Raw genomic sequence first — 20,111 nt, forward strand, 5'->3', positions numbered from 1 at the left:
TTTCTGCGGGAGCATGTCTTTTGAAACGGTAGTCGAAGCCCCTGGGGTTTCAAAGGACATGGAGACCGGCATGGACCTCGCCACCCCGCCCGAACCGGACGCGGCGCTCGTCACGTACGACGCTCTCGCTCCCAGCTTCGACACGTGGACGCAGCATCCCGCCTACCCCGGCTGGATCCGCAGCCTGGAGGCGCTCGCCCGGCGCCACGGGCTCACCGGCACGACCGCGCTCGACGTCGGCTGCGGCACGGGCAAGAGCACCGAGCCGCTCGCCGAGCTGGGCTACGCGGTCGTGGGCTGCGAGCAGTCCGCGCCGATGTTGGCGCGGTGGCGGGCGCGGATGGGGCCGGGCGCGCGCGGCGTGCAGGCCGACCTGCGCGAGCTGCCCGCGCTCGGCGCGTTCGACTACGTCACGTTCGTCAACGACGTCGTCAACTACGTCGACGCCGCCGGCCTGCGCGCCGGCCTGCATGGGATGGCGCGCAACCTGCGGCCCGGCGGCATCGGGCTGTTCGACACGTCGACGCTCGCGCTCTACCGCGCGCTGTACGCCGGCGCGGACGTGCGCGTCCGGCCCGGCGCGGTGTTCGCCTGGCACGGCACCACGCCCGCGGACATCGGCCCGGGCGGCGTCGCGACCGCCGACCTGCACGCGTTCTTCGCCCGTGACGACGGCACGTACGACCACGAGGTGACCCACCATGTCCAGCACCACCATCCCGAGGCGCTCGTCCGGGAGGCCGTCGCGGCCGCCGGGCTGGAGCTGCTCGGCGTCCACGGCCAGCTCGAGATCGGGCCGCCGGAGGACGAGCTCGACCCCGAGGGCCGGCACATCAAGGCGGTGTGGGTGGTGCGCAAGCCATGACCACGACGATGGAGGAGAGGAGGGAGCGATGCTCAAGGCCGTGCGCAAGCCGCGCAAGCCGGTCGTGCCGGTGCTGTCCGCTGGCAAGATCGGGTGATGAGCCCCCGCCGGAGGCCGGCCCGTGAGGGCGCGCCTCAGGCGATCCGTCGACGTCCGGCTCGCAGCGAGCGGTGACGTCTACGTGCTGCGCGGCCCGGGGATCGGCGACCTGATCCTCGAGGGGGATGGGCCCGCGCTGGCACGGCTCCTCGGCGCGGTGGACGGGCGCCGCACGGTGGAGGAGCTGGCCGCGCACCTGGGCGCCGACGAGGCGGAGGTGCGGGGCGCGGTGGAGGAGCTGGCCGAGTGCGGCGTGCTCGACGACGCCGACGCGGAGCGCAGCAGGCTCGACGCGCGCGACGCGGCGCGGTACGAGCGGCAGCTGGCGTGCTTCGCCGATCTCGTCGGCTCGATGGCGGGCGCCTCCGAGGCGCAGGCGCGGCTGCGCGCCGCGACCGTGTGCGTCATCGGGCTGGGCGGCATCGGGTCGTGGGTGGCGCTGCCGCTGGCGGAGGCGGGCGTCGGGACGCTGGTCGGCGTCGACGCCGACGTCGTGGAGGAGAGCAACCTCAACCGGCAGGTCCTGTTCGGCGAGAGCGACCTCGGCCGCCGGAAGGCCGGCGCGGCCGGCGCGCGGCTGCGCGGGCTGGAGCGGCGCCTGCGCTACGTCGGGATCGACCGCCGGATCGCGAGCGTGGAGGAGGCGATCGCGGTCATCCGCGGCGCGGACGTCGTCGTCAACACCGCCGACACGCCGCCGCACGCGATCGAGCGCTGGGTCCAGGAGGCCGCGTTCGCGCTGGGCGTGCCGCTGCTGGGCGTCTCGCAGCATCCGCCCCACGTGCGCGTCGGCCCGCTGTTCGTCCCCGGTCGGACCGGCTGCCTGGCCTGCCAGGAGGCGGCGTGGGCGGAGCAGTGGCCGCACTTCGCGACGGTCCGCGCGGCCGAGCAGGTGACGCCGCCGTCGGCGACCTTCGGCCCGGCCTGCGCGGTGGTCGGCGCGCTGGCGGCCAACGAGGTCGTCGCCTGGGTGACCGGCATCCACGCGCCCGCGACGCTCGGCCGCGGCCTCGAGGTCGACCTGGCCACGCTGTCGGTCGAGACGCACGCCGTCCCGCGCCGCCCCGGCTGCCCCCGCTGCGGCGTCGCCGTCGCCTGACGTCACCCCGGGGTCCCCGGGGGGTGCCCCGAAGGGCGATCCCCGATGCCGTGCCTCCGGGGCGCGCTTAGCGTCGCCGCCATGCTCAGCCCGACCCTCCGCAGACGACCCGGCACCGCCCTGGCGGCGCTCGGCGCGGCGTGCCTGGTGGCCGCCGCCGCGCCCGCCGGGGCCTCCGCTGCTCAGACCCAGACGCTCACCGTCAAGCTCCCGAAGGCGGGCCAGACGACCGTCGCCACCGCGTCCGTCAAGCTCGCGAAGGGCGCCAGCGCGACCGTCAAGGCCCGCAACGGCGACGGCCTGATCGCCACCGGCGGCGTCGCGAGGTCCGGCCGCGTGGCGGTGCTCGTCGCGCGGCCGCAGGGCGACGAGGGCGCCGGCGTGCTCACCTTCGAGGTCCGCGGCGCGAGGTCCAAGCCGCGCGGCACCCGGCGCGTCGCCAGCGCGTTCACCGCCGCCGGCAAGGCGTCCACGCCCGGCTGCAAGGGCGGCGAGCTGCCCAGGCTGCTCGCGAAGACGCTCGCGCGCGCGGGGCGCTCGAAGGCCGACGTCGCCGCGCTCGGCACGGCGGCCGGCCGGCGCGTGTGCGGCCAGCCCGCGGGCGCGGGGGACGCGGCGCTGCTGGCCAAGCTCGGCCTGGCCTCCGGCGGCTCGGGCGGCGCCGGTGGCGGCCTCCAACCGGGCAACGGCGTGCTGCGCAGCGTCACGGGCTCCACCCGCTGCCCGAGCTGGGGCCGCGGCGGCAAGACGTTCCCCGGCGCCGAGTGCCGCGCGAACCTGCCCGTCCCGCCCGACGCGCCGCCGCCCCAGTGCGGCAACGGGATCGACGACGACGGCGACGGCCAGATCGACCACCGCGAGAGCGACGCCGTGCGCCCCGATCCGGGCTGCACGAACGCGAAGGACGAGACCGAGGCCGGCGAGCCCGGCGTCTCGGCCGAGTGCGCGGGCTCGTCGGGCGTGACCGTCGTCGGCGGGCAGGAGGAGCTGTTCCTGGCGCTCAACGCGAACTGCCCGTCGTTCGACGAGGTCCGCGTCAACACGAACCCCGCCGCGTTCACGTGCACCGCCAGCGTGGGTTCCGCCGCCGGCGCCACCTGCGTGGTGTGGAAGCACGACGCGGCCGCGACGCTCAACGACGGCGCGCCGGTCACCCAGCTGGACATGGCGCTGACGCTCCCGGGCGCCGCGGACTGCTCGGTCCCCGCGACCGTGACGATGCTGCAGGCCGGGCAGGTCACCGGTGAGCTCGTCGAGCCGATCGCGGGCTGCGCCGGCGGTCCCGGTCCCGGGCCCGGCCCGGGCGCGCAGTGCGCCGACGGCGTGGACAACGACGCGGACGGCCAGACCGACGCCCGCGACACCGCCAGCGGCGACCCCGACCCGGGCTGCGCGAGCGCCGGGGACGGCAGCGAGACCGGCGAGGTCGGCCTCCCCGCCGGCTGCGACGTGCAGGTCGGCCGCGCGCCCAGCGAGCCGCAGGACGTTCGCGCGCTCGTCCAGTCGTGCGGCGCGATCACCGGCGTCTGGTACAAGCCGGCGGGGACGCCGCTGGACTGCCAGTACGAGCGCTCGTCCGGGGAGACCGGCAACTGCAACGTGGTCGGCGCGACGGTCGGCCACACGTTCGGCGCGACGACCGACGCCGTGCTGCTGTCCACGTGGATCACCGGCGGCGCGACCTGCGGCGGCCCGACCACCGTCGCGGTGACCTTCGCGGACGGCAGCGTCGGCGAGCGGCGGACGCCCTACCCCTGCTGAATCCCCGGCAAAGCGGCTCTGCCGCTTCTGCCGGAGGCGCTGGCGCGGCCCTGCCGCGTCAGCGCCCGACCGCCGTGCCGCCCCGCAGCACGGGGTGCACGATCGCCGCGACGGTCTCGGCGAGCGTCGTGCGCGCCAGCTCGTCCTCCGGGGCGTCGAAGTTCGTGATCTCGATCCCGACGAGGTTCGCGACCGCCGCGACCTCGCTCAGCAGCGTCCGCAGCCCGGCGTCGGAGAGCCCGCCGGCGACCGGGAACGCGGTCGGCATGATCGACGGGTCGAGCACGTCGAGGTCGAGGTGCACGTAGACGTCCTCGCCGTCGAGCATGTCGGCCAGCTGCGACGGCCGCAGCCTGCGCACGCCGGCCGTCTCCAGCAGGACCTGCTCGCGCCCGTCGAGGTCGCGCGTGCCGCACATCAGCACCTGCGCGGGGTCGACGCGCGTGTCGCTCAGGCCCGGGTCCCACCTGCCGCAGGCGGCGGCCAGCGGCATGCCGCCGAGGTAGCCGCTGGGCGACGTCTCGGGCGTGTTGAAGTCGCCGTGCGCGTCGAGCCACAGGACGTAGCCCTCGGGCCGGTGGCGCGCGACCGTCGGGAGCGTCGTCGCGGCGATCGAGCAGTCGCCCGCGACGAGCACGGGGACCGTCTCCTCGACCAGCGCGTCGTCGATCTGGCCGCCCGCCTCCAGCAGGCAGCCGCGCGAGTCGCGCAGGTCCTCCTCCCACGACTGCTCGCGGGCGGGGCTCTCGGAGCCGATCAGCCGCGCGGTCGTCCCGAGCTGCTCGGCGATCATCGGCGCGAGCGTCTGCACGCCGCGCGCCGTCCCCGCGGCCCGGTCCGCCGTCCGGCAGACGAACCCGATCACCTTCACCGGCCGGTCCACCGCGGCTCCCGCTTCTCGAAGAACGCCTTGACGCCCTCCTGGATGTCCTCGGTGGAGAACGCGATCGTCAGGTGCGTGTGGAGCAGCTCGAGCGCGTCGGCGAAGGCCATGTCCTGCTGGCGGAACATCGCGTCCTTGCCGAGCTTCATGAGCACGGGGGACTTCCCCGCCAGCTTCGTCGCCCACGCGTCGATCGCGGCGTCGAACTCCTCGGCCGGCACGACCTTGTTGACGATGCCGATGCGCTCGGCCTCGTGGGCGTCGATGCGCTCGCCGAGCAGCAGCAGCTCGTTCGTCTTCTTGCGCGGGACGTTCCGGTAGATCAGCGCCATGATCATGAACGGGAAGACCCCGACGTTGATCTCGGGCGTGCCGAACGTGACGCCCTCCTTGGCGACGATCAGGTCGCACGCGAGCGCGACGCCGAGCGCCCCGGCCAGCACGTGGCCGTTCGCGGCGCAGATCGTCGGCTTGCCCAGCTCGCCGATCAGCGTGAACAGCCGCGGGAACTTCGTGGTCCCGAAGTGCTTCTGCACGAGGGGCACGTCGGCGGCGAACCCGCCGAGGTTGCCGCCGGAGCTGAAGACCTTCTCGTGGGTCGAGGTGAGGACGACGCAGCGCACGCCGTCGTCGTCGCGCGCGATCTCGAACGCCTCGATCAGCGCATCGAGCGTCTCGTCCGACAGCGCGTTGCGCGTGTCGGGGTCGTCGAGGGCGATGGTCGCCACGCCGTTGGGCGCGGCGTCGTATCGAACGGTTGATCCTCCGGGCACGGGGGCGGAACCCTACGCTCGCGCGCCGCGCGGCGCGGTGACGCGAGCGTCACCTTCGATCGTCTCCGGACACGAGCTGGAAGTAGGAAGTCCAACTCCTTACTCTTCCGCCCATGAGCGCGACTGTCCTCAAGCCCGACCACGGGGCGACCCGCAAGCACTTCATCTTCACCGACGAGCACGACCAGCTGCGCGAGTCGATCCGCGCGTTCGCGAAGAAGGAGCTGGCGCCGCACGCGGAGGAGTGGGAGGAGACGACGTTCCCCGACAGCGTCTTCCACCGCATGGGGGAGCTCGGGTTCCTCGGGCTGGACAAGCCGGTCGAGTACGGCGGGCAGGGCGGCGACTACTACTCGGCGCTCGTGCTCGCGGAGGAGATCGTGCACGCGCGCAGCGGCGGCCTCGCGATGGGCGTCGCGGTGCAGACCGACATGGCGCTGCCGCCGATCCTCGCGTTCGGCACCGAGGAGCAGAAGCGCCAGTGGGCCGAGCCCGCGATCCTCGGCCAGAAGATCCTCTGCCTCGGCATCACCGAGCCGGACGCGGGCTCCGACGTCGCCGGCATCAAGACGCGCGCGGTCTACGACGAGGCGACCGACGAGTACGTCATCAACGGCTCCAAGACGTACATCACCAACGGCCACCGCGCCGACGTGATCGTGCTCGTCACGAAGACCGATCCGGACGCCGGCCACGGCGGCATCACGCTCTTCCTCGTCCCGATGGACGCGCCGGGCGTCATCCGCGAGAAGCGGCTGGAGAAGCTCGGCATGCACGCGTCGGACACCGCGCTGCTCGCCTTCCAGGACGTCCGCGTCCCCGCCAGCGCGATGCTCGGCGAGAAGGGCAAGGGCTTCTACCACATCAGCTGGGAGCTCCAGGGCGAGCGGCTGATCGGCGCCGCGGGCTGCGTCGCCGGCGCCCAGCACTGCTTCGACCAGACGCTCCAGTTCGCGCTCGAGCGCAAGGCGTTCGGCCGCGAGATCGGCCACTTCCAGGTCATCCGCCACAAGTTCGCGGAGATGGCGACGAAGATCGAGACGGCGCGCCAGCTCGTCTACATGACCGCGTGGCGGTTCCAGAACGGCGAGTACCCCGTGCGCGAGATCTCGATGGCCAAGCTGCACGCCGCGCGGGTCGCGGTCGAGGTCGCCGACGAGTGCATCCAGATCCACGGCGGCGCCGGCTACATGAAGGAGTACGGGGTCGAGCGCGTGTGGCGCGACATGCGCCTGAACCGGATCGGCGCGGGCACCGACGAGATCATGCTCGACGTCATCGGCCGGTCGTACGGGCTGTGAGCGCCTCCGAGACGCCGGACGCCAAGCCCACGTCGCTGCTGCGCCCGCTGGTCGAGGACCTCCACGCGCGCCGAGAGAAGGCACGCGCCGGGGGCGGGCCGGAGAAGGTCGCCAAGCAGCACGGGCAGGGCAAGCTGACCGCGCGCGAGCGGCTCGACCTGCTGATCGACGAGGGCACGTGGGTGGAGCTCGGCCTGCACGCGCAGCCGCACTTCTCCCAGCAGGCGATGGCCGGCCGCGACGCGCCCGCGGACGGCGTCGTCACCGGCTACGGCAAGGTCGACGGACGGCTCGTGGCGGTCGCGGCGTACGACTTCACGGTGATGGCCGGCTCGATGGGCATGACCGGCGAGATGAAGGTCGCCCGCCTGCGCGAGCTGGCGCTGACCAAGCGCATGCCGATGATCTGGCTGCTCGACTCCGCGGGCGCGCGCATCCAGGAGGCGGTCGGCTCGCTGTTCGCGGGGAGCGGCCACCTGTTCAAGGAGGAGGTCGTCGCGTCCGGCGTCATCCCGCAGGTCGCGGCGCTGATGGGCCCGTGCGCGGCGGGCACCGCGTACATCCCGGGGCTCGCGGACTTCGTGCCGATGGTCAAGGGGCGCGGCTCGATGGCGCTGGCCGGGCCGCACCTCGTGCGCGCGGCGGTGGGTGAGGACGTCACGCAGGAGGAGCTGGGCGGCTCGCGCGTGCACACGCGCAAGAGCGGCGTCGGTGACCTGGAGGTGGCCGACGATCCCGAGTGCATCGACAAGATCAAGGCGTACCTGTCGTTCATGCCGCAGCACAACGGCGAGGCGCCGCCGCGGCGGCCGACGAGCGACCCGGTCGACCGCATGGACGACGAGCTGCTCGACGTCCTGCCCGAGTCGAACCGCAAGCCGTACGACATGTACGAGGTCATCTCGCGCATCGTCGACGACGGCGACTTCTTCGACATGAAGCCGAACTGGGCCAAGACGGTCATCACCGGCTTCGCCCGCTTCGACGGGCGGCCGGCCGGCATCGTCGCGTCGCAGCCCAAGCAGCTCGGCGGCATCCTCGACAACGACTCCGCCGACAAGGTCGCGCGGTTCGTGAACCTCTGCAACGCGTTCGGCATCCCGCTCGTCTTCCTCATGGACGTGCCGGGCTTCATGGTCGGCACGAAGGTCGAGCAGGGCGGCATCATCCGCCACGGCGCGAAGATGCTCTACGCGGTCGCCAACGCGACCGTCCCGAAGGTCACGGTCGTGCTGCGCAAGGCCTACGGCGCGGGCTACTACGTGATGAACGGCCGCGCCTACGAGCCGGACACGATCGTCGCGTGGCCGTCCGCGGAGATCAGCGTGATGGGCGCCGAGGGCGCGGTCGAGATCGTCTTCCGCAAGCAGGTCGAGGAGGCCGAGGACCCGGCCGCCAAGAAGGCCGAGCTGATCGCCAACTACCGCAAGATCATCGACGTCTACATCGCGGCGGCCAACGACATGATCGACGACGTCATCGACCCGCGCGAGACCCGCCCGGTCATCTGCCGCGCGCTGGAGATGGCGGAGTCCAAGCAGGTCGAGCGGCCCTGGAAGCGCAACGGGGTAGTGCCGGTGTGATGAGCTCTTCCACCGACCAGGTACCGCGCATCGCGCTGCGCGACGAAGGACAGATCCCCCAGCTCGGCTTCGGCGTCTGGCAGATCCCCCGCGACCAGACCGTGGAGGCCGTGACCCACGCGTTCGACGTGGGGTACCGGCACATCGACGGCGCCGCCGCGTACCGGAACGAGGCGCAGGTCGGGGAGGCGCTTCGCGCGTCCGGGCTGGCGCGCGAGGACGTCTTCATCACGACCAAGTGCTTCAACGACGCGCACGGGTACGAGGAGGCGAAAGCCGCGCTCCGGGCGAGCCTCGACCGGCACGAGCTCGACTACGTCGATCTGTACCTCATCCACTGGCCCGTGCCGTCCGCCGACCGGTACGTCGACACGTGGCGCGCGTTCGTGGACCTGCAGAAGGACGGGCTCGTCCGCTCGATCGGCGTGTCGAACTTCCAGCCCGCGCACCTGGACCGGATCATCGAGGCGACCGGCGTCACGCCGTCGGTCAACCAGATCGAGCTGCACCCGTACCTCCAGCAGCACGGCCTCATCCGCGAGCACGCCGAGCGCGGCATCGTCACCGAGGCGTGGAGCCCGCTCGCGCAGGGCAAGGTGCTCGACGACCCGGTCATCACGGGGATCGCCGAGGAGCACGGCAAGACGCCCGGCCAGGTCGTCCTGCGCTGGCACGTGCAGCTCGGCAACGTCGTGTTCCCCAAGTCGGTGACGCCGGCGCGGATCGAGGAGAACTTCGCGATCTGGGACTTCGAGCTGCGCGACGACCAGATGGAGGCGCTGCGCGGGCTCGACCGCGGCGAGCGCATCGGGCCCGACCCCGACACGTTCGCGATGGGCGCCGCTTGAGCCGCATGGCACCATGACGCCGTGGAGCTGACCGCGGACCAGACGCGCCCGCGCCGCCGTCAGCTCCTCGGCCAGCTCCGTGCGCCGCTGCGCTCGTTCCTCGCCACGGAGGCGGGCAGCGCGGGCGTGCTGCTCGCCGCGACGCTCCTCGCGCTGCTGTGGGCGAACTCGCCGTGGTCGGACACCTACGAGGAGCTGTGGCACACCGAGCTGCTCTTCCGGCTCGGCGACTGGGAGCTGCGCAAGGACCTCGGCCACTGGGTCGACGACGGCCTGATGGCGCTCTTCTTCTTCGTGATCGGCCTGGAGGTCCGGCGCGAGCTGTCGATGGGGGAGCTGACCGACCGCCGCCGCCTCTCCGTCCCGACGATCGCCGCGCTCGCGGGCCTCGCGCTGCCCGCCGCGCTCTACCTCGCGGTCAACCCGTCGGGCGACGCAGCCGCCGGCTGGGGCGTCGTGATCGGCACCGACACCGCGTTCCTGCTCGGCGCGCTGGCGATCGTCGGGCCCGCGTGCCCGACCCAGCTGCGCGTCTTCCTGTTGACGCTGTCGATCGCCGACGACGTCGTCGCGGTCACGATCATCGGCGTCGTCTACTCCGAGTCGCTCGACGTCGTCGCGATCGCGATCGCCGGGCTGTGCATGGCGGCGCTCGCGCTCCTGAGCCGGTTCGGCGTATGGCGCGCGACGCCGTACCTCGTGGTCGGCGCCGGGCTGTGGCTCGCGACGGTCGAATCGGGGCTGCACCCGACGATCGCCGGCATGGCCGCGGGCCTGCTCGTCGGCGCGACCCCGCCGCGGCGCGAGATCGTCGAGCGCGCCGCGACGCTCACCCGCGCGTTCCGCCAGTCGCCGCTGCCGGAGACCGGCCGCTCGGCGCGGGTCGGGATCGCGCGCGCGGTGTCGGTGAACGAGCGGCTCCAGACGCTCCTGCACCCGTGGACGAGCTGCGTGATCGTGCCGCTCTTCGCGCTCGCCAACGCGGGCGTCGACCTGCGCGACGGCGCGATGGCCGAGGCGTTCGGCTCGCCGGTGACCTGGGGCGTCGTGCTCGGCCTCGTCGTCGGCAAGCTCGTCGGCGTGGGGGCGGGGACGCTCGTGTCGGTGCGGCTCGGGCTCGGCGAGCTGCCGCGCGGCGTGGGGCGCGCGCAGGCGCTGGGCGGCGCGGCGCTGTCGGGCATCGGCTTCACCGTCTCGCTCCTGATCGCCGACCTCGCGTTCGACGACCCGGCGCTGACCGCCGACGCGACGGTCGGCGTGCTGCTCGCCGCGATCGTCTCGACCGCCGTCGGCTGGGTCGTCTTCCGGCTCGCCGCCGTGCTGCTGGGGGAGCGGACGGCCGGGCTGCCGATGGAGCTCGACATGCCGGTCGACCCGGAGCGCGACCACATCCGCGGGCGCCCGGACGCGCCGCTCACGCTCGTCGAGTACGGCGACTTCGAGTGCCCGTTCTGCGGCCGCGCGACGGGCATGACGCGCGAGCTGCGCGCGCGGTTCGGCGACGAGCTGCGCTACGTCTGGCGCCACCTGCCGCTGCCCGACGTGCACGACCACGCCGAGCTGGCCGCGCAGGCGACCGAGGCGGCCGGCGCGCAGGGGAAGTTCTGGGAGATGGCCGAGACGCTGTTCGCCCACCAGGACGAGCTGGAGCTGCCCGACCTGCTCGGCTACGCGGGGGAGCTCGGGCTCGACGTCGAGCGGTTCGCGCGCGAGCTGCAGGAGGGGGTCCACGAGGCGCGCGTGCACGAGCACGCGGCGTCGGCGGAGGCGTCCGGCGCGCGCGGGACGCCGACGTTCTTCGTCGGCGGCCGGCGCCACGTCGGGCCGTACGACGCCGAGACCCTGGCGCGGGAGCTCGAGGCGTCCCGCGGCGCGGACGACCCCGCGCGGGGCCCTACTCCTCCGGCGCCTCTTCCTGCTCGGGATCCGGCGCCTCCGCCGTCCCCTCGCTGAGCGCGCGCCGCTTCGGCATCCGCTTGGCCAGCGCGTCGCGCCGCTCCTTCACGTCGCGGCCCGCGGGCCCGACGACCTTCCGGGCCGGGCCGGGCAGCTCGCCCCACCGGTCACGCAGCGCCTGGAGCGCGTCGTCGACCTCGGCGAGCCGCTCCTCCGCGACCCCGACCTCCTGCGCCTCGAGCGCCTCGGCGGCGGCGTCGAGGGCGAGCCCGGCGTCGGCGAGCGTGCGCAGTGCGGCGTCCATGTCGGCGGAGAGGCTAGCCGCGGCGGCTCCTCGCCCCCGTCGGCCGGGTCACGTAGAGTGCGAAGTGGCACGTCCCACTTCCTGCTGCGGAGGGCGCACCGCGTGAGCCTCGAAGATCCCGTCGTCATCACCTGCTCGATCTCCGGATCGCTCGCCAACCGCGAGCAGTGCCCGGCGATCCCGTACACGCCCGCGGAGTACGCCGCGGAGGCGCGGCGGATCGTGGACGAGGGTGGCACGCACATCCACATCCACGCGCGCAGGCCGGACGGGACGCCGTCGTACGAGGTCGACGACTTCGCGGCCATCTCGCAGGCGATCCGCGACGAGGTCGGCGACGCGGCGATCATCAACTTCTCGACCGGCGCGATGGGCGTCAGCGTCGAGAAGCGCGTCGCGTACCTGCGCGCGGTCAGGCCCGAGGTCGCCGCGCTGAACATGGGCTCGATGAACTACGCGAAGTACTCGAAGCGGCGCCGCGCCTTCGTCTTCGACGCGGTCTTCGCCAACCCGTTCAGCGAGATCATCGAGTTCCTCACGGTCATGAACGAGCTGGGCATCAAGCCCGAACACGAGTGCTTCGACGTCGGCCACGTCGGCTCGCTCGTCCCGCTGCTCGACATGGGGATCCTGAAGGCGCCGCTGCACATCGACTGCGTCATGGGCGTCACCGGCGGCATCCCGCCGACCGCGTTCAACCTCGCCGCGATGGCCGAGAACGTGAAGGCGCTCCCCGCGGACGCGCACTGGGGCGTCATCGGCATCGGCCGCGTCCAGTGGCAGCTCGTCGCGACGGCGCTCACGCTCGGCGGCTCGATCCGCGTCGGGCTCGAGGACAACTTCTACCTGCCGGACGGGACGATGGCCTCGTCCAACGGCGAGCTGATCGCCAAGGCCCGGCAGATGGTGGAGGACCAGGGCCGCCGCCCGGCGACGGTCCAGGAGGCGCGCGCACTGCTCGGCGTGCCGCAGCGTGGCACGGCCCCGACGACGAACCAGGAGATCCCCGCATGAGCCTGCCGCTCGACGGCGTCCGCGTCCTCGACCTCAGCCGCCTGCTGCCGGGCGGCTTCTGCTCGCTGCTGCTGTCCGACTTCGGCGCCGACGTGCTGAAGGTGGAGGACACCGGGATGGGCGACTACGTGCGCTGGTCGCCGCCGGCGTACGAGGGGGCCGAGCCGTCGGCCGGCGGCGCGCTGTTCCTCGCGCTCAACCGCGGCAAGCAGTCGATCCGGGTCAACCTGAAGACCGAGGAGGGCCGGGAGGTCCTGCTGCGCCTGGTGCGCGAGGCCGACGTGCTGCTGGAGTCGTTCCGCCCCGGCGTGCTCGACCGGCTCGGCGTCGGCTACGAGCGGCTCAAGCAGGAGAACCCGGGGCTCGTCTACTGCGCGATCACCGGCTACGGCCAGGACGGCCCGTTCCGCGACCGCGCCGGGCACGACATGAACTACCTCTCGCGCGTCGGCGTGCTGGGGCTGAGCGGCGAGCCCGACGGCGCGCCGGTCTCCGCCGCGGGGCAGATCGCCGACCTGGGCGGCGGCGCGCTGATGGCGGCGTTCGGAATCCTTGCCGCGCTGCGCGAGCGCGACCGCAGCGGCGAGGGGCAGATCGTCGACGTCTCGATGGCCGACGGCGCGCTGTCGTGGCTGGCGATGACGGCAGGCGCGTACTTCGCGGACGGGCGCGTCCCGCAGCGGGGCAAGGAGGCGCTGAACGGCGGGCTGGTCTGCTACCGCCCGTACCGGACCAGCGACGGCAAGTACGTCACGATCGGCGCGCTGGAGCCGAAGTTCTGGCAGGCGTTCTGCCGCGGCGCCGGGCGGGAGGACCTGCTCGACAAGGCGTTCGAGCGGCCGGGCAGCGACGCCCACGCGCAGGTGGAGGAGCTGTTCGCGTCGCGGACGCGCGACGAGTGGGCGGCGTTCGGCGACGAGCACGACTGCTGCCTGGAGCCCGTGCTCGACCTCGACGAGGCGCTCGACTCCGAGCTGGTCCAGGCCCGCGGCATGGTCGCCGAGCTCGACCAGCCGGGTGTGAGCGAGCCCGTCAAGCTGCTTGGCGTGCCAGTCAAGCTCAGCCGCACGCCCGGCGACCCGAACCGCCGTCCGGGCCCGGCCCTCGGCGAGCACACCGACGCGGTGCTGCGGGAGGCGGGCTACGACGACGACGCGATCGCGAAGCTCAAGGAGGCGGGCGCGATCCAAGGCCCACCCACCCCGGCGGAGGCGTCGCAGGGGTCCTTCCTGGCGTGAACCAGGACGGCCTCCTGAAGATGGCGGAGCTGTCGGAGCGCTCCGGCGTCAGCCCCGCCACGATCAAGCACTACCTCCGCGAGGGGCTCCTGGGCGGCGAGGACGCGATCGTCAAGACGTCGCGCAACATGGCCTGGTACGCGCCGGAGCTGGTCGACCGGCTGAAGCTCATCAAGCGGATGCAGGAGGAGGAGTACCTCCCGCTCAAGGTCATCCGCGACCGCCTGGCCGACCGCCGGCTGCTCGACGCGGCGGTCCGGGCGCGGGGCGCGGCGTCAACCCGGCTCTCCCGCGCCGACGCGGCACGGCAGCTCCCGCCCGAGGTGCTCGACAAGCTCGCCGAGCTGGGCGTGCTCACCCCGGACGAGGACGGCTACGACGCCGAGGACGCGCGCATCATCGACGCGTTCGTCCGCTTCCGCGCGGGCGGCTACGACGAGCACCTCGGCTTCACCGTCTACGACACGCTCCGCTACCAGCGCGCGCTCGCGCCGCTGGTCGAGGAGGAGGTCGCGGTGCTGCTCGAGAACCTCCGCGACGAGGAGCGCGCCGCCGAGATCATCGTCTCCGGCGCCGAGCCGCTGCGCGAGCTGGTCGGCGCGATGCACTCGAAGATGCTCCTCGCGGCGCTCGAACGCCGCCGCGACGCGGACTAGCCGGACCGCTGACCGCGCCGGGCTACGTCAGCGACGCGAGCACGGCGTCCAGATCGAAGTACGAGCGCATCGAGGCGATGCGCCCGTCGTCGTCGACCGCGTAGACGAACACCCCGTCGTACGCGACCTCCGCGCCGTTCGCGAACGCGATGCGCACCGAGCCCACGACCGCCGCCTCGTGGCCGGAGGGGTGAATCGCGGCGATCGTGAACGCCACGTCGTTCGGCGCGACGGTGAGATCCCAGAAGCGGTGGAGCGCCTCCCGGCCACGGAGCCCGCGCCCGTCCGGGTCGAGCGGAGAGCCGCCCACGGGGTCGTGCAGCACGGCGTCATCGGCGTACGCCGCCGACCACGCCGCGCGGTCCCCTGCCGTGACCGCTTCGGTGGCGAGGCGCGCGGCGCGTTCGGCCGGATGGACGGTGTTGGTGCTTGTCATGTGTCAACCACCGTAGGCCTATGATTGACAGGTGTCAAGTTCGCGTGCACGGATCATCGAGGAGACGCGGCAGCTCGTCGCCGGAACGGGCGCCGACGTCTCCATGGGCCAGGTGGCGAAAGCCGCCGGTGTCTCGCGTCAGGCTGTCTACCTGCACTTCGCGACCCGCGGCCAGCTCTTCCTCGCGCTCGTGCACCGCATGGACGAGGAGGCGCAGATCCGTGGCCGTCTGGCGGCTGCGCTCGAAGAGGACGACCCGGCAGACGCGCTGCGCTCGTTCATCCGCACGTGGCTGCGGTTCGCCGCCTCGATCCGGCCGGTGGCGACCGTGCTGCTCGCCACGCGGAACACGGACGCCGATGCTTGGGCGGCCTGGGAGGACCGCATGGCCGAGCTGCGCCAAGGCCACCTTCACGCGGCCCACCGCCTCGCGCGCGCGGGCCGGTTGCGCGATGGGCTCGACCCCGCCCAAGCGGCGGACCTCACGTGGGCCCTGACGTCCGTCCCGGTCTGGGAGCAGCTGTCGATCGACCGCTCCTGGCCGGCGGAGCGGGTCGAGGACGAGCTCGCGCAGGCGGTGGTCGCCGCCGTCGTCGACCACTGAACCCACCAGCCCTTCCCCCGGACACACGCGGCGGCCTAGGATCGGCCATGGCCGTCACCGGAGAAGCGCCGCAGACCGCGCTCCAGCCCGAGGAGCTGATCCTCCTGATCCGCCACCGGCCGGTGCTGCGGATCGACCCGCAGTACGACTTCGCGCCGCTGGCCGCGGAGGCGGCGACGGACAACCGCGGCAGCGCGCTGCGGCGCGAGCGGGGCGAGACGATCGCGACCGCGGGCGGCACGCCGGCGCTCTCGCTGCTGACGCTGTCCGAGTACCCGGACGAGCGCGAGCCGCGCAAGACCGACCACCTCGCGTTCCCGCCCGACCTGGCCGGCGAGTCGCGGCGGATGGAGCGCGAGGCGGCGACGCGCGGGCGGCTGTACGGGCGCGTGGTCACCGACGGCGGCCGGACGTGGCTGCAGTACTGGATCTTCCTGCTCGACAACACGAAGCACCTGCTCGGCTTCGGGCGCCACCAAGGCGACTGGGAGATGGTCCAGGTCGGGCTGAACGCGGGGACGCAGGCGCCCGAGCTGGTCACGTACGCGCAGCACAACAGCGGCGAGGCGCGCGCGTGGGACGACCCGGCCGTCGAGAAGTACGAGCACGACCCGAACCGGCCGATCGCGTACGTCGCGAACCTCTCGCACGCGTCGTACTTCACCGCGGGCACGCACCCGTACCTGCCGGGCGTCGACGACACGCGCGCGGACGGGTTCGAGCTTCCCGACCTGCCGGTCGTGGGCTTCGGGCCGTGGAAGGACTGGCCGGGGCGCTGGGGCGCGACCCGCAGCCGCCCGCAGCTGCGCGGCATGTCGCCGCCCGGCCCGGGGCGGCAGGGGCAGAAGTGGAACCACCCCGGCGCCTGGCACAGCCGCGTGAGCCTGCGCAGGCCGCGGCGGTGGTTCGGCGCTGTCGTCCACCGCGTGGGCGAGATGACCTACCCGATGCCGCCGGCGATCGAGGCGAGCGCGCCCGACGCCGAGGGCCGCGTGCGCGTGCGCTGGACGAAGCCGGTCAAGCGCGGCGGCCGGCACCTCATGCTCTCGCTCGACGACGGCCAGGGCGTGCTCGCGCTGCGGGTGCTGGTCGAGCCGGCGCCCAGCGGCGAGGCGATCCTCCGCGTCCCCGCGGGCCTGACCGCGAGGACCGCGCGGGCGTCGTCGTTCAACCGCCTGCGCCAGCGGAGCGATCCGGCGTCGACGCCGGTGCCGTGAGCGCGTAGATCAGGTGGTCGGCGCGGTGGACGTACCGCTCGCCGACCAGCGTGAAGCCGAGCCGCTCCGCGAGCCGGATCGACGGCGTGTTCTCGGGGATGATCGTCGCGAGCACCGTGCGCAGCCCGAGCGTGCCGAACGCGACGGCGAGCCACGCGCGCGCCGCCTCGGTCGCGTACCCCTTGCCCCAAGCGGACGGCGCGAACGACCAGCCGATCTCCACCTCCGGGCCTCGGAACTCGAGCAGCTGCAGGCCGACCTCGCCGACCAGGGCGCCCGTCGCCCGCTCCTCCACCGCCCACAGCGCGAACCCGTGCGCGGCCTGGTGCTCGCGCGCCTTGGCGATCAGCGCGCGGGTGTCGTCGATCGACGTGTGCGTGCCGCCGGTGAACCGGCCGACCGCGTCGAGGCGGAAGATCGCGAACGCGGCCTCGGCGTCGTCGGGAACGAACGGTCGCATGAGCAGGCGCTCGGTGAGGATCGGGGCTTCGACCATCGGCGGGGCCAGTATGGCCACCGTGTCGGCGTGCGCTGCCGCTCGGCGGGGTAGCGTCCGCGCCCATGGCCGCCGACTCCTTCCTCGAGCGCCGCTTCCGGCTGTCCGAACGCGGGACCACCGTCCGCGTCGAGGCGCTGGGCGGGCTCACGACCTTCCTGACGATGGCGTACATCGTCTTCGTCAACCCCGCGATCCTCTCCGCGGCGGGGATGCCGTTCGGCGCGGTCGCCGTCGCGACCGCCCTGGCGGCCGCCGTCGCGTCGATCGTCATGGGCCTCTACGCGAACGTCCCGTTCGCGCTCGCGTCGGGCCTCGGCATCAACGCGGTCGTCGCGTTCGACCTCATCCTCGGGCAGGACGTCCCGTGGCAGGTCGGCATGGCGTGCGTGGTCATCGAGGGCCTGATCGCGGTCGCGCTCGTGCTCGCAGGCCTGCGCGAGGCCGTCGTCCGCGCGGTCCCGATGTCGCTCAAGCTGTCGATCGGCGTCGGCATCGGCCTGTTCATCACGTTCGTCGGCCTGCGCGAGGGCGGCATCGTCGTCAACGACCCGGCCACGAGCGTCCGGATCGCCGACCTCACCGCCGGTCCGCCGCTCATCGCGCTGGCGGGCGTCCTCGTCGCGCTGGCGCTGTCGGCGCGCGGCTTCCGCGGCGCGATCCTCGTCGGCATCTTCGTGTCGACGGCGCTCGGGCTGATCTTCGGCGTGCTCGACACGCCCGACGCGGTGCTCGACATCCCGGGCTCGGACGAGCTGACGACGATCGGCGAGCCGCTCGACCCCGACTACCTGGGCGACGCGTTCGACTGGGCGCTCGTCCCGATCATCTTCGCCCTCTTCATGACCGACTTCTTCGACACGGTCGGGACGGCGGTCGCGGTCGGCGAGCAGGGCGGGCTGACCGACGAGAAGGGCGAGCTGCCCGAGATGCGCCGCGTGCTGCTGGTCGACAGCGCCGCGGCCGCGGGCGGCGGCGCGTTCGGCGTGTCGAGCGTGACGACGTACGTCGAGAGCGGCGCCGGCGTGGGCGAGGGCGCGCGCACCGGCCTGGCGGCGATCTTCACCGGCGGGCTGTTCGCGCTGACCGTGTTCGCGGTGCCGCTCGTGGAGGCGGTCGGCCAGGGCGTCGCCTACCAGGCCGAGGACAACTTCATCCACCCGGCGATCGCGCCCGCGCTGATCATGGTCGGCGCGCTGATGATCCGGCTCGTCGGCGGCATCGACTGGGGCAAGCCGGAGGAGTCGATCCCCGCGTTCCTCATCATCGCCGGCGTCCCGCTGACGTTCTCGATCGCCGCGGGCATCGGGCTGGGGATCATCGGCTATGTCGTCGTCATGCTCGCGCTCGGACGCGCGCGGGAGATCCACCCGCTGATGTGGCTGCTCGTGCCGCTCTTCCTCGCGTTCTTCGCCGACGACTGGCTGGCGGCGAACGTGTTCTGACAGGCTCTCGCGCATGCTCGTGCGCGAGGACGGCATCTGCATCGGCCAGGCCGCGCACGCGTGGGTGAGCGGGCAGCTCGCCCACGCGTGGGAGCCGGCGGCCGTGCCGCACCGCGAGGCCGCGGTCCTCGCCGCCGCGCAGCACGACATCGGGATGGCGGAGTGGGACCTGACGCCCGCGCTCGACGCCGCGACCGGCCTCCCGGTCGGCTTCATGCGCATGGCGCTCGACACGCACCTGCGGCTGTGGTCCGCGGCGCCGTCGAAGCTGCTGACCCAGTCGCGCGTCGCGGCGCTGATGGTCTCGCTCCACGGCACGCGGCTGTACGAGCGGCGCGACCTGACGCGGATGAGCGAGGGGCAGGCCGCCGCGGTGCGCCGCTACCTGGGCGATCAGCGCGCGCTGCAGGCGTGGCTGCGGGCCGACACGGGGGTCACGGAGGAGGAGGCGGCGGGGCTGCAGGCGCTGCTGTTCGCGTGGGACTGGCTCTCGCTCGCGCTCTGCCTCGGCTGGGCGCCGGCGACGCTCTCCGAAGGCCCGATCGGCCTCACGCTCGGCGCGGACCTCGTGCTCGACCCGTGGCCGTTCGCGGCGGACCGCACCACCGTCACGGTCGTCACGGAGGGGCGCCGGCTGGAGGACCGCTCCTCCACGACCGAGCTCGAGCTGCGCGTGGCGCTGGAGGCGGCGGAGCGGGTCGAGCTGGCGTGGACGCTCACCAGAGCGCCGCGTGGCGCTCCATGACCCCAAACCCGCTCGCCAGCGTCAGGCCGCCGGGGAGCGTCCCGCTGAACGTGCCGAACGGCTGCGTGTAGTCGCTGCGGACCGCGCCGAAGTTCTCGGCGCGCGACCGCACGGCCTCCTCGGTGAAGCTCAGCGCGCCGCGGTCGAACGCGATCGCCGAGAGGTCGGCGGAGAAGGCGGCGGGCGGCAGCTGCGCGGGCACGCCGTCGACCCAGACGGTGCGCTCGCTCGCGCGCGGGTCGTCGTGGATGCCGCTGACGACGTTCCAGGCCACGTCGCGCCCAGCGTCGTCGACGCCGACGCCCGCGCTCCACTCCCAGTCGGTGCGGCGCGGGTGGTAGCCGGCCGACTCGTCGACCACCCCGCGCGCGTCGAGCTCGATCCGCTCCCCCGCCAGCGTCACCGTCCCGCGCAGGCGCACGCCGCCGGTCTTGCGCGTCCACATCCACGTGGCGCCGCCGTCGACCGGCGACGCGGTCTCGACGGGTGTTGGAGCGGCGCCCGCGCCCTCCTGCGCGAACCGCAGCGACACGTCCACCTGGCCGTCGTGGACCTCGACCCCGGTGTCAGGCAGCCTGACGTACCGCAGGCCGCGCCACAGGCGGGTGCGCTCGCGCAGCGCCGCGCGCTCGCGGTCCCAGACCGCCCAGAACGTCTGGCCCGCGAGGCCCACCTGCACGACCCCCGCGCACAGCATCAGGCGCTCCCCGTAGACGCCGACGTAACGCCAGCGCTTGCGCAGCCGGCCGTGGAGCTGGAGCGGCATCGCGTCCAGCCGCACCGCGGCGGGACGCGGCGTTCCGGCGGGCGCGCGCCAGGGGAGCGGTTCGGTCACGAGACGCGACGGT

20 protein-coding genes are annotated in these 20,111 nt (G+C 73.5%); 14 read left to right on the forward strand and 6 right to left on the reverse strand.

Features of this window, described 5'->3' with window-relative positions; all coding sequences use genetic code 11:
- Window positions 1-58 precede the first annotated feature (58 nt).
- The 3 genes from AC1UE5_RS08985 to AC1UE5_RS08995 all read left to right on the forward strand — a co-directional run bounded on the left by AC1UE5_RS08985 (window position 59) and on the right by AC1UE5_RS08995 (window position 3,824).
- The gene (locus tag AC1UE5_RS08985; protein WP_482922295.1) at window positions 59-865 is read left to right on the forward strand and encodes a class I SAM-dependent DNA methyltransferase; all 807 of its coding nucleotides are present in this window, start codon (window positions 59-61) and stop codon (window positions 863-865) included.
- Between the two features lie 121 nt (window positions 866-986).
- The gene (locus AC1UE5_RS08990) at window positions 987-2,063 is read left to right on the forward strand and encodes a TOMM precursor leader peptide-binding protein (protein ID WP_482922297.1); all 1,077 of its coding nucleotides are present in this window, start codon (window positions 987-989) and stop codon (window positions 2,061-2,063) included.
- Between the two features lie 81 nt (window positions 2,064-2,144).
- Window positions 2,145-3,824 (forward strand): hypothetical protein, encoded by a 1,680-nt coding sequence (locus AC1UE5_RS08995; protein WP_482922299.1) that lies wholly within the window; start codon window positions 2,145-2,147, stop codon window positions 3,822-3,824.
- A 58-nt stretch (window positions 3,825-3,882) separates the two neighbouring features.
- Here AC1UE5_RS08995 and AC1UE5_RS09000 read toward each other — a convergent pair whose 3' ends face one another.
- Together AC1UE5_RS09000 and AC1UE5_RS09005 are read right to left on the reverse strand one after the other, a co-directional pair.
- Window positions 3,883-4,707: an arginase family protein gene (locus AC1UE5_RS09000; protein ID WP_482922301.1), complete on the reverse strand. Its 825-nt coding sequence runs from the start codon at window positions 4,705-4,707 to the stop codon at window positions 3,883-3,885.
- A complete protein-coding gene (locus AC1UE5_RS09005; protein ID WP_482922303.1) occupies window positions 4,692-5,480 on the reverse strand; it encodes an enoyl-CoA hydratase/isomerase family protein in 789 nt (262 codons plus the stop codon). The genes AC1UE5_RS09000 and AC1UE5_RS09005 overlap by 16 nt, the downstream gene beginning before the upstream one ends.
- A 113-nt stretch (window positions 5,481-5,593) precedes the next feature.
- Here AC1UE5_RS09005 and AC1UE5_RS09010 point away from each other — a divergent pair, with 113 nt between their 5' ends.
- The 4 genes from AC1UE5_RS09010 to nhaA are packed head-to-tail and all read left to right on the forward strand — an operon-like array spanning window position 5,594 to window position 11,165.
- Window positions 5,594-6,781, forward strand: coding sequence for an acyl-CoA dehydrogenase family protein (locus AC1UE5_RS09010; RefSeq protein ID WP_482922305.1), 1,188 nt, complete (start codon window positions 5,594-5,596; stop codon window positions 6,779-6,781).
- Complete coding sequence (locus tag AC1UE5_RS09015; RefSeq protein WP_482922307.1) at window positions 6,778-8,364, forward strand: acyl-CoA carboxylase subunit beta; 1,587 nt, start codon at window positions 6,778-6,780, stop codon at window positions 8,362-8,364. Before AC1UE5_RS09010 ends, AC1UE5_RS09015 begins: the two co-directional genes overlap by 4 nt.
- Window positions 8,364-9,212: an aldo/keto reductase gene (locus tag AC1UE5_RS09020; RefSeq protein WP_482922309.1), complete on the forward strand. Its 849-nt coding sequence runs from the start codon at window positions 8,364-8,366 to the stop codon at window positions 9,210-9,212. Before AC1UE5_RS09015 ends, AC1UE5_RS09020 begins: the two co-directional genes overlap by 1 nt.
- Before the next feature lie 27 nt (window positions 9,213-9,239).
- Complete coding sequence (gene nhaA / locus AC1UE5_RS09025; RefSeq protein WP_482922450.1) at window positions 9,240-11,165, forward strand: Na+/H+ antiporter NhaA; 1,926 nt, start codon at window positions 9,240-9,242, stop codon at window positions 11,163-11,165.
- Here the strand turns inward: nhaA and AC1UE5_RS09030 are convergent.
- Window positions 11,107-11,412 (reverse strand): hypothetical protein, encoded by a 306-nt coding sequence (locus AC1UE5_RS09030; RefSeq protein WP_482922311.1) that lies wholly within the window; start codon window positions 11,410-11,412, stop codon window positions 11,107-11,109. The two genes, nhaA and AC1UE5_RS09030, sit on opposite strands and share 59 nt — an antisense overlap.
- Window positions 11,413-11,514: 102 nt before the next feature.
- On the opposite strand from AC1UE5_RS09030, the gene AC1UE5_RS09035 reads away from it, so the two are divergent.
- Genes AC1UE5_RS09035 through AC1UE5_RS09045 form a run of 3 tightly spaced genes read left to right on the forward strand, consistent with a single transcriptional unit; the run spans window position 11,515 to window position 14,320 of the window.
- A complete protein-coding gene (locus AC1UE5_RS09035; RefSeq protein ID WP_482922313.1) occupies window positions 11,515-12,426 on the forward strand; it encodes a beta-keto acid cleavage family enzyme in 912 nt (303 codons plus the stop codon).
- The gene (locus tag AC1UE5_RS09040) at window positions 12,423-13,664 is read left to right on the forward strand and encodes a CaiB/BaiF CoA transferase family protein (protein ID WP_482922315.1); all 1,242 of its coding nucleotides are present in this window, start codon (window positions 12,423-12,425) and stop codon (window positions 13,662-13,664) included. Before AC1UE5_RS09035 ends, AC1UE5_RS09040 begins: the two co-directional genes overlap by 4 nt.
- Window positions 13,661-14,320 carry a MerR family transcriptional regulator gene (locus AC1UE5_RS09045; protein ID WP_482922317.1) on the forward strand — a complete coding sequence of 220 codons (660 nt, stop codon included), beginning with the start codon at window positions 13,661-13,663 and terminating at the stop codon, window positions 14,318-14,320. The genes AC1UE5_RS09040 and AC1UE5_RS09045 overlap by 4 nt, the downstream gene beginning before the upstream one ends.
- 22 nt (window positions 14,321-14,342) lie before the next feature.
- Here the strand turns inward: AC1UE5_RS09045 and AC1UE5_RS09050 are convergent, their stop codons facing one another.
- Window positions 14,343-14,756 carry a nuclear transport factor 2 family protein gene (locus AC1UE5_RS09050; RefSeq protein ID WP_482922319.1) on the reverse strand — a complete coding sequence of 138 codons (414 nt, stop codon included), beginning with the start codon at window positions 14,754-14,756 and terminating at the stop codon, window positions 14,343-14,345.
- Window positions 14,757-14,787: 31 nt separating this feature from the next.
- On the opposite strand from AC1UE5_RS09050, the gene AC1UE5_RS09055 reads away from it, so the two are divergent.
- Both AC1UE5_RS09055 and AC1UE5_RS09060 read left to right on the forward strand, forming a co-directional pair.
- Window positions 14,788-15,360, forward strand: coding sequence for a TetR/AcrR family transcriptional regulator (locus AC1UE5_RS09055; protein ID WP_482922321.1), 573 nt, complete (start codon window positions 14,788-14,790; stop codon window positions 15,358-15,360).
- Window positions 15,361-15,407: 47 nt separating this feature from the next.
- Complete coding sequence (locus AC1UE5_RS09060) at window positions 15,408-16,577, forward strand: hypothetical protein (protein WP_482922323.1); 1,170 nt, start codon at window positions 15,408-15,410, stop codon at window positions 16,575-16,577.
- Here the strand turns inward: AC1UE5_RS09060 and AC1UE5_RS09065 are convergent.
- The gene (locus tag AC1UE5_RS09065) at window positions 16,528-17,073 is read right to left on the reverse strand and encodes a GNAT family N-acetyltransferase (protein ID WP_482922325.1); all 546 of its coding nucleotides are present in this window, start codon (window positions 17,071-17,073) and stop codon (window positions 16,528-16,530) included. The two genes, AC1UE5_RS09060 and AC1UE5_RS09065, sit on opposite strands and share 50 nt — an antisense overlap.
- A 65-nt stretch (window positions 17,074-17,138) precedes the next feature.
- Between AC1UE5_RS09065 and AC1UE5_RS09070 the strand changes: the two genes are divergently transcribed.
- Together AC1UE5_RS09070 and AC1UE5_RS09075 are read left to right on the forward strand one after the other, a co-directional pair.
- The gene (locus AC1UE5_RS09070) at window positions 17,139-18,518 is read left to right on the forward strand and encodes an NCS2 family permease (protein ID WP_482922327.1); all 1,380 of its coding nucleotides are present in this window, start codon (window positions 17,139-17,141) and stop codon (window positions 18,516-18,518) included.
- Window positions 18,519-18,531: 13 nt separating this feature from the next.
- Window positions 18,532-19,263 carry a DUF3891 family protein gene (locus AC1UE5_RS09075; RefSeq protein WP_482922329.1) on the forward strand — a complete coding sequence of 244 codons (732 nt, stop codon included), beginning with the start codon at window positions 18,532-18,534 and terminating at the stop codon, window positions 19,261-19,263.
- Here AC1UE5_RS09075 and AC1UE5_RS09080 read toward each other — a convergent pair.
- Entirely contained in the window at window positions 19,235-20,098 is an 864-nt protein-coding gene (locus tag AC1UE5_RS09080; RefSeq protein WP_482922331.1) for a DUF2804 family protein, read from the reverse strand. The two genes, AC1UE5_RS09075 and AC1UE5_RS09080, sit on opposite strands and share 29 nt — an antisense overlap.
- Between the last annotated feature and the right edge of the window lie 13 nt (window positions 20,099-20,111).

The sequence above is a fragment of the Parviterribacter multiflagellatus genome, from assembly GCF_056863265.1.